The organism is Alkalispirillum mobile, from assembly GCF_003664325.1.
Lineage (GTDB): Bacteria > Pseudomonadota > Gammaproteobacteria > Nitrococcales > Halorhodospiraceae > Alkalilimnicola > Alkalilimnicola mobilis.
Genome location: NZ_RCDA01000008.1, coordinates 21,296 through 29,645 on the forward strand (window position 1 = coordinate 21,296; position 8,350 = coordinate 29,645).

The 8,350-nt window shown below is 70.1% G+C and carries 9 protein-coding genes; 6 read left to right on the forward strand and 3 right to left on the reverse strand.

Features of this window, described 5'->3' with window-relative positions:
• Window positions 1–138 precede the first annotated feature (138 nt).
• From DFR31_RS13610 to DFR31_RS13900, 6 genes are all read left to right on the forward strand, one after another.
• Window positions 139–1,497 (forward strand): NAD(P)/FAD-dependent oxidoreductase, encoded by a 1,359-nt coding sequence (locus DFR31_RS13610; protein WP_121443239.1) that lies wholly within the window; start codon window positions 139–141, stop codon window positions 1,495–1,497.
• The gene (locus tag DFR31_RS13615) at window positions 1,490–2,737 is read left to right on the forward strand and encodes an SAM-dependent methyltransferase (RefSeq protein ID WP_121443240.1); all 1,248 of its coding nucleotides are present in this window, start codon (window positions 1,490–1,492) and stop codon (window positions 2,735–2,737) included. The genes DFR31_RS13610 and DFR31_RS13615 overlap by 8 nt, the downstream gene beginning before the upstream one ends.
• Window positions 2,731–3,636, forward strand: coding sequence for a MerR family transcriptional regulator (locus tag DFR31_RS13620; RefSeq protein WP_121443241.1), 906 nt, complete (start codon window positions 2,731–2,733; stop codon window positions 3,634–3,636). The genes DFR31_RS13615 and DFR31_RS13620 overlap by 7 nt, the downstream gene beginning before the upstream one ends.
• A gap of 3 nt (window positions 3,637–3,639) precedes the next feature.
• Window positions 3,640–5,082, forward strand: a complete 1,443-nt coding sequence (locus DFR31_RS13625) for a cryptochrome/photolyase family protein (RefSeq protein WP_121443242.1) — start codon at window positions 3,640–3,642, stop codon at window positions 5,080–5,082.
• Between the two features lie 75 nt (window positions 5,083–5,157).
• Window positions 5,158–6,051, forward strand: a complete 894-nt coding sequence (locus tag DFR31_RS13630) for a phosphoribosylaminoimidazolesuccinocarboxamide synthase (protein ID WP_121443243.1) — start codon at window positions 5,158–5,160, stop codon at window positions 6,049–6,051.
• Between the two features lie 27 nt (window positions 6,052–6,078).
• A complete protein-coding gene (locus DFR31_RS13900; RefSeq protein ID WP_170153701.1) occupies window positions 6,079–6,255 on the forward strand; it encodes a hypothetical protein in 177 nt (58 codons plus the stop codon).
• A gap of 33 nt (window positions 6,256–6,288) precedes the next feature.
• Here the strand turns inward: DFR31_RS13900 and DFR31_RS13635 are convergent, their stop codons facing one another.
• From DFR31_RS13635 to DFR31_RS14135, 3 genes are read right to left on the reverse strand one after another with little or no spacing between them, the layout of a single operon-like run.
• Complete coding sequence (locus DFR31_RS13635) at window positions 6,289–7,143, reverse strand: fumarylacetoacetate hydrolase family protein (protein ID WP_121443244.1); 855 nt, start codon at window positions 7,141–7,143, stop codon at window positions 6,289–6,291.
• Between the two features lie 9 nt (window positions 7,144–7,152).
• Window positions 7,153–8,166 (reverse strand): type I glyceraldehyde-3-phosphate dehydrogenase, encoded by a 1,014-nt coding sequence (gene gap, locus DFR31_RS13640; protein WP_121443245.1) that lies wholly within the window; start codon window positions 8,164–8,166, stop codon window positions 7,153–7,155.
• A 34-nt stretch (window positions 8,167–8,200) separates the two neighbouring features.
• The gene (locus DFR31_RS14135; RefSeq protein WP_425452579.1) at window positions 8,201–8,341 is read right to left on the reverse strand and encodes a transketolase-like TK C-terminal-containing protein; all 141 of its coding nucleotides are present in this window, start codon (window positions 8,339–8,341) and stop codon (window positions 8,201–8,203) included.
• Window positions 8,342–8,350 lie beyond the last annotated feature (9 nt).

Below are 8,350 nucleotides of genomic sequence, written 5' to 3' on the forward strand. Positions count from 1 at the left end.
CTTCCGTCTCTATCCCGTCCGGCCACGCAGCGCCTGAAGGATAACGCACCGGGACACCCGCGGTGCAGCCCGGCTTGCATTTGCACAGCGTGTATACAATAGTTGTACAAACATTTTCGCCATCCGGAGGTCGGACGCATGGCAGAGGGGCATATCGCCGTGGTCGGTGGCGGCATTTCCGGGCTGGGGGCCGCCTGGCTGCTCAGCCGCCGCTACCGGGTCACGCTGTTCGAGCGGAACAGCTACGTGGGCGGGCACACCCACACCGTCGAGGCCATGCTACCCGAGGGCTCTACCCCCGTGGACACCGGCTTCATCGTCTACAACGAGCCCAACTACCCGGCCCTTACCGCGCTCTTCCGCCACCTGGACGTCCCCACCCAGGAAAGCGATATGTCCTTCGCCGTGTCGGTAGTGGACGAGGACGTGGAGTGGGCCGGGGACAGCGTCGGCACCCTGTTCGCCCAACGCCGTAACCTGGTCAGTCCGCGGTTCCTGCGAATGGTCGCCGATATCGTGCGCTTCAATGCCCACGCCCGGCGCTACCTGCGCCAGGGCATCCCCGACACCCTTACCCTGGGCGACTACCTGCAGCAACGGCGCATGGGCCGGGGCTTTGTCGACCACTACCTGCTGCCCATGGCCGCGGCCATCTGGTCCTGCTCCCAGGCCAGCCTGCGCGACTTCCCGCTGGAGCGGTTCCTGAGGTTCTTCGACCAGCACGGGCTGATTCGGCTGTCCAACCGCCCGCAGTGGCGCACCGTCACCGGCGGCGGCCGCGAGTACGTCCAGCGGATGCTGCCGGCCTTGGAGGCCAGCCATACCGACACCCCGGTCCGGCGCGTCCACCGTGACCACGAGGGCGTCACGCTGTACGGCGACCAGGGGTTACTCGGGCGCTTCGACCAGGTGGTCCTGGCCGGCCACGCGGATGAAACCCTGGCCATGCTGGATCGCCCCACCGACGGGGAGGCAGACCTGCTCGGCCGCTTCCGCTACCAGACCAACGAGGCCATTCTGCACACCGACCCGGCACTGATGCCCCGTCGCCGTGCCATCTGGGCCAGCTGGAACCACCTGTCCCGCCAGGGCGAGAACCAACAGCGCCCGGTCTCGGTCAGTTACTGGATGAACCGCCTGCAGCGCCTGTCCACCACGCGCGACCTGTTCGTCACCCTGAACCCCATCGTGCCGGCCCGGGAGGAACGCGTGTTGCGGCGCATGTACTACACCCACCCGGTCTTTGACCAGGGCACGCGCGGCGCCCAGGCCCTGCTGCCCAGCCTGCAGGGGCGGGAGCGAACCTGGTTCTGCGGCAGCTACTTCGGCTACGGCTTCCACGAGGACGGGCTGCAGTCCGCCCTGCAGGTGGCCCGGGGCCTGGGCGTGCCCGCGCCCTGGGAGCCGGCGCGCCAGGCCGCGCCGGCTTCGGCGCCCGTCCCGGCACCGCAACCCGACTTTACACCAGCCCCGGCAGGGGAGACGCGCCATGACTAGCCTGGAACGCACCGCCCGCCTCAGTGCCCCGTTGCCCGGCAGCGTGCGCCCCATGGGTCGGTGGCTGCGCCGGCTCGCCGTGGGCACGCTGCACCTGCGACTGCCCGGCGGCGAGTCGGTCACCGTCACCGCCCCCGAGCCGGGCCCAGAGGCCACCTGGGTACTCCACCGGCCGCTCGGCCTCATCCGCCGGCTGCTCCAGCGCGGCGACGTGGGCCTGGCGGAGAGCTACATGGCCGGCGACTGGGACAGCCCAAAGACCGCCCGATTGCTGGAGTTGCTCAACCTCAACCATAGCGCCTACGACTACCGGCTACGCGGCGGGGTGTTCACCCGCCTGGCGCTATGGCTCTTCCACCGCTCGCGTCACAACAGCCGCCGCGGTGCGCGCCGTAACATCATGGCGCACTACGACCTGGGCAACGCCTTCTACCGGCTCTGGCTCGATCCGGGCATGACCTACTCGGGGGCCTGGTACAGCGACCCGGCGATGAACCTGGAGCAGGCGCAGGATGCCAAGTACCGCGCCATTCTCGAGCAGCTGGATGCTCGTCCCGGCGAGCACGTGCTGGAGATCGGCTGCGGCTGGGGCGGTTTCGCCGAGGCCGCGGCCCGGGCCGGCCTGCGGGTCACCGGCATCACCCTGTCGCCAAGCCAGCTGGCCTGGGCCCGCCAGCGCATCCAGCAGGCCGGGCTCAGCGACCGGGTGGAACTGCGGCTGCAGGACTACCGGGAGCTGCGTGAGCGTTTCGACCACGTGGTATCCATCGAGATGTTCGAGGCGGTGGGCGAGGCCCACTGGCGCACCTGGTTCGAAACGGTACAGCACTGCCTGCGGCCCGGCGGGCGGGCCGTGGCCCAGATCATCACCATCCGCGAGGATGCCTTCGAGAGCTACCGCGCCCACCCGGACTTCATCCAGCGCTACATCTTCCCCGGCGGAATGCTGCCCACGCCCACCCATCTGCAGCAGCACGCCCGGCGCGTCGGCCTGCACCTGGGCCAGTGTCACAGCAGCGGACTCCATTACGCGCGCACGCTCGCGGACTGGAACGAGCGCTTCCAGGCCGCCGAACCGGCGCTGACCCGGCTGGGCTTCGACACCCCCTTCCGCCGCATGTGGCATTATTACCTGGCGTACTGTGAAGCGGGCTTCCGGTCCGGCCATATCGATCTGCAGCGCCTGACCCTGCGCGCGGACACGCACCCAAAACAACCGACCCCCGATCAATCATGCTGACGGTAGACGGCCTTTACCCTATTCGCACCGCCACCGCCCTGACCGGCGTCAACCCGGTGACCCTGCGCGCCTGGGAGCGGCGCTACGGGCTGCTGCGGCCGCAGCGCACCCCCAAGGGGCACCGGCTCTACACCGACGCGGACATCGAGCGAATCAAGCACATCCTGGAGTTGCTTGAGCAGGGCATCCCCATCAGCCGCACCCGCGAGGTGCTGGACCGGGAAGCCGGCCTGACCTCCCCTGGCGAGACCACAGCGCCCCCCGGGGACAGCCCCTGGGGCCACTACCGCGAGCGCATGGAAAAGGCCCTGGCGGCGCTGGACCCGCTCACCATGGACCAGGCCTACAACGAGGCACTTTCCCTCTACCCGGTGGAACTGGTGGGGCAGGAGTTGATCCTGCCCCTGCTGGAGGACTACCGGAACGCCGCGGCCACAGGCGGCGAGGTGCAACTGCAGGCCCATTTCCTGGAAAGCTACCTGCGCCACCGCCTGGGCGCCCGCTTTCACCACCAGTACGCCCGCGCCCGCGGCCCCCGGCTACTGATCGCCTGCCTGCCCGGCGAGATCTGCGAGATCCCCACCCTGGTCTTTGCCCTGTGCGCGGTCGAGCACGGCTATCGGGTGATCTACACCGGTCGCCCCCTGCCGCTGGAGGTTGTGACCCGGCACGGGCGCCGGGATGACCTGGTGGGTACGGTCCTGTTCGGTGACAGCCGGGCCGATCAGGGGAGCCTCAAGGCCGTGCTGCAGCGCCTGCCCGCCGACCCCGAGCACCAGCTCTTCCTCTCCGGCCCGGGCGCGGAGCGGGCGGCGGCGCCGCCGGTCCAGGCCTTGCCGCTGGAGATCGGTCGGGCGCTGCAGGCGCTGGATCGCGCCCTGATCAACACCGCCGGCTGAGCCATGCCCACCACCCTAGTCTGGCTACGCCGCGACCTGCGCCTGGCGGACAACCCCGCCCTGTACCACGCCGCCCGGCGGGGCGGCCCGGTGGTGGCGGTCTACATCCACGCCCCGGAGGAGACCCCCCAGTACCGCCCCGGGGCGGCCAGTGACTGGTACCTCCACCACAGCTTGGCGGCTCTGGAATCCGCCCTGGCCGACGCCGGCATACCGCTGGTCCTGCGCCGCGGGCCGGCGCTGGATGCCCTGCGCGACCTGGCCCGGGCCTGCGGTGCCGAGGCCGTTCACTGGAACCGGCTGTACGAGCCGGACGCCGTGGCCCGCGACCGGCGCGTCAAGCAGGCATTGCGCGAAGAGGGCCTCGACTGCCAGAGCTTCCAGGCCGCCCTGCTGCACGAGCCCTGGACCATCCGCAACCAGTCCGGCCAGCCCTACAAGGCCTTTACCCCGTTCTGGCGGACCTGCCGGCGGGCCCCTCCGCCCGAGACGCCGCTGCCGGCCCCCGACTTGGGGGACCGGCCCGCACCGGAGGCGGAGCGTCTTTCGCTGGAGGCCCTGGAACTGCTCCCCCGCATCCCCTGGGACGACGGGCTGCGGGCCACCTGGACGCCCGGCGAGGCGGCGGCCCTGCGGCGACTGGAGGCCTTCACCGCAGAGGCTCTGCCCCGTTACCACCAGGCCCGCGACCTGCCCGCCGAGCCGGGCACCTCGCGCCTCTCCCCCGCGCTGCATTTCGGCGAGCTGTCGCCTCGCCAGATCTGGTGGCAGGTGGTGGCCGCCCGTGAGGACGGGGCGCCGGAGCAGGCCAGCGAGACCTTTCTCTCCGAGGTGGGCTGGCGGGAGTTCGCCCACCACCTGCTCTGGCACCACCCCGACCTGGCCGATCAACCGGTGGACCCGCGCTTCGCCGACTTTCCCTGGCGCGAGGACCCCGGTGATGAGTGGCTGAATGCCTGGCAGGCCGGCCGCACGGGCATCCCGCTGGTGGACGCCGGCATGCGGGAGCTTTGGCGGACCGGCTGGATGCACAACCGGGTGCGGATGGTCACTGGCTCCTTCCTGGTCAAGCACCTGCGCCTGCCCTGGCAGGCGGGTGAGCGCTGGTTCCGCGACACCCTGGTGGACTGGGACGCGGCCAGCAACGCCATGGGCTGGCAGTGGGTGGCCGGCTGCGGCGCCGACGCCGCGCCCTACTTCCGCGTTTTCAACCCGGTCCGTCAGGGCGAGCGCTTCGACCCGCAGGGCGGCTACGTGCGCCGCTGGCTGCCGGCACTGGCCGAGCTGCCAGACAAGTACATCCACGCCCCCTGGGAGGCGCCCGCCGCAGTGCTGCGCGACGCCGGACTTACCCTGGGACAGGACTACCCACGGCCGCTGATCGACCTGAAGCTGGGCCGCGAGCAGGCGCTGGAGGCCTTTCAGGCGATCAAGCGGGCGGACTGACACCCCGGGCCGGCACAAGCTCCCCCTTCTGTTGTACCATCCGGGCAAACCCAAAAAACCCGGGAGCCAGCCCACATGGCCGACACACCCCAGGCCCTCTACCAGGCCGACCTGAAGTCGCTGGAGTGCCTGCACCGCGGCAAGGTGCGGGACATCTACGCGGTGGACGATCAGCGCATGCTCATCGTCACCACCGACCGCCTGTCCGCGTTCGACGTCATCCTGCCGGATCCGATCCCGGGCAAGGGCGGGGTGCTGACGGCGGTCTCCAGCTTCTGGTTCGGACACACCCGCCACATCATCGCCAACCACCTGCTGGACGACCGCCCCGAGGACGTGATCCCCGACCCGGCGGAGCAGGCGCGGGTGGCCGGGCGCGCGGTGGTGGTCAAGCGGGTCAAGCCGCTGCCGGTGGAGGCCATCGCCCGCGGTTACATCATCGGCTCCGGCTGGAAGGACTACCAGGCCACCGGCCAGATCTGCGGCATCCCTCTGCCCCCGGGTCTGCGCCAGGCGGAGCAGCTGCCCGAGCCCATCTTCACCCCCTCCACCAAGGCGGCGGTGGGCGACCACGACGAGAACGTGAGCTTTGACGCGGTGGTGAAGGCTATCGGCGAGCCCCTGGCCGAGCGCATCCGCGAGGTGACCCTGCAGCTCTACAGCGAGGCGGCGGACTATGCGCGCGAGCGCGGCATCATCATCGCCGACACCAAATTCGAGTTCGGGGTGGATGCCGACGGCGAGCTGCTGCTGATCGACGAGGCGCTGACCCCCGACTCCTCGCGCTTCTGGCCGGCGGACCAGTACCGCCCCGGCACCTCGCCGCCGAGCTTCGACAAGCAGTTCGTGCGCGATTACCTGGAGACGCTGGACTGGGATAAGACGCCGCCCGGGCCGCGCCTGCCGGAGGAGATCCTGCAGCGGACCGCCGACAAGTACCGCGAGGCCCAGCGCCGGCTGCTGGGCTGAGACCCGATATCATATAGAGGAGGTGCCGTGGGACAGAAGGCATTCGCCATCCTGCTGCCCGGGCTGATCACCCTGTTCGGCCTGGGCCTTCTTTACAGCGCATGGGCTGACCCCAACGCCGGAATCGTCTACGGCATACCGGCCGGGCTGCTGTTCACCGGTTTCGGCATCTACCTGGGGGTACAGCTCTGGCGCTCCGGCTGAGCGCGCCGGGCTGGACCGCCGCGCTCGTGCCCCTCATTGCGTGGGCCCGACCATGGGGTTTCTCAGTGTGCCGAGCCCCTCGATCTCGCACTCCACCACGTCTCCCGGCCACAGGTATTCCGGCGGCTTGCGGGCGAACCCGACGCCCGCCGGGGTACCGGTGGCGATCACGTCCCCCGGCTGCAGGGTCATCACCCGCGAGAGGGTCGCGATGGTCTCGGCGATGGAGAAGACCATCTGACCGGTGTGGCCATCCTGTTTCAGCTCGCCGTTGACCCGGCAGGTGAGGCGCAGCGCCTGCGGGTCGGGCACCGCGTCGGCGGTGGTAATCCACGGGCCCATGGGGCAGCTGCCGTCCATGGACTTGCCCAGGAAGAACTGCTTGTGGCGGAACTGCAGGTCGCGGGCGGACAGGTCGTTGACCACCGTGTAGCCAAAGACGTGCTCCAGCGCCCGTTCCTGAGGGATATGCCGGCCACCACGGCCGATCACCACCCCCAGCTCCACCTCCCAGTCCAGCTGCTCGGTGACCTTCGGGTCCACCACCACCGCGGCCCCCGGCCCGGTCACCGAGGTGGTGGCCTTGGTGAACACCACCGGCGCCTCGGGCAGCTTCCAGTCCCGGCCCTTGGCGGCCATGGACTCCTCGGCGTGGTCGGCGTAGTTGAGCCCCAGGCACATGATGTTCCGGCGCGGCACCGGGATGGGCGCCAGCAGCCGGACCTGTTCAATGGGGATCGCCGGGGTCTCCGCCGGCCGCGGCGTGGTGCCCCCTTCCAGCAGCGCCTGAACGCTGTCCACCCCGGCCAGCGGGGTCACCGTGGTGCCGTCATCCGCCACGCGGACGGGCAGGGTCTTGCCGTTGTACTCGACGGTGGCGATACGCATGGTGTCCTCCTAGTCCGGCGCCCGCATCATCGCGACCGCCGTGTCCAGCATCCGGTTGGCGAAGCCCCACTCGTTGTCGTACCAGGCGCAGATCTTCACCAGCCGCCCCTTCGCCTTGGTCAGGGTGGCATCGAACACCGCGGAGGCCGGGTGGTGGTTGAAATCGATGGAGACCAGCGGCTCGTCGTTCACCGCCAGCACCCCGCCCATGGGCCCGTCCGCCGCCTCACGGACGACCTGGTGCACCTCCTCCACCGAGGTCTCGCGCCCGGCGTTGAAGGTGAGATCCACCATGGAGACGTTCAGCGTCGGCACGCGCATGGCGTAACCGTCCAGGCGGCCGGCCATCTCCGGCAGAACCAGCCCCAAGGCCCGGGTTGCGCCGGTCTTGGTGGGCACCTGGCTCAGGGTGGCCGAGCGCGCCCGGCGCAGGTCGGCGTGGGGCGAGTCGGTGAGCACCTGGTCGTTGGTGTAGGCGTGGATGGTGGTGAGCAGCCCCTGCTCGATGCCGATGGCCCGGTGCAGCGGCTGCACGATGGGGGCCAGGCAGTTGGTGGTGCAGGAGGCGTTGGAGACCACGGTATGCCCGGCCCGGAGGATGTCGTGGTTCACCCCGTAGACCACGGTGGCGTCCACGTCCGGCCCGCCCGGCGCCGAGATCAGCACCTTGCGCGCCCCGGCCGCCAGGTGTTGCGCTGCCTGCTCCCGGGTCGCGAACACCCCGGTGCATTCCAGCACCACGTCGACGCCCAGCTCATCCCAGGGCAGCCGTGACGGATCACTCTCCGAGAAATAACGGATACGGTCGCCGTTGACCTCCAGTTCACCGTCACCGGCCTGCACGTCGCCGGGGAAGCGGCCGTGAGCGGTGTCGTAACGGGTCAGGTGAGCGGCCGTCCGCAGGTCGCAGAGCTCGTTGACCGCCACGATACGGATCTCGTCGCTGCGGCCGTACTCGTACAGTGCCCGCAGGATATTGCGCCCGATACGGCCGTAGCCGTTGATCGCCACCTTGATCGGCATGGTGCCCTTGTCTCCTCAGACCGGTCGCGCGCGCTTAGACCGCGCGCGCGGCTTCCAGCACGGCCTCGACGGTAAAGCCGAAGTGCTCATAGAGCGCCGGCCCCGGGGCCGACTCGCCGAAGGTCTCCATGCCGATCACCCGGCCCCGGTCGCCCAGCAGCGCCTGCCAGGGCATCGGGTGGGC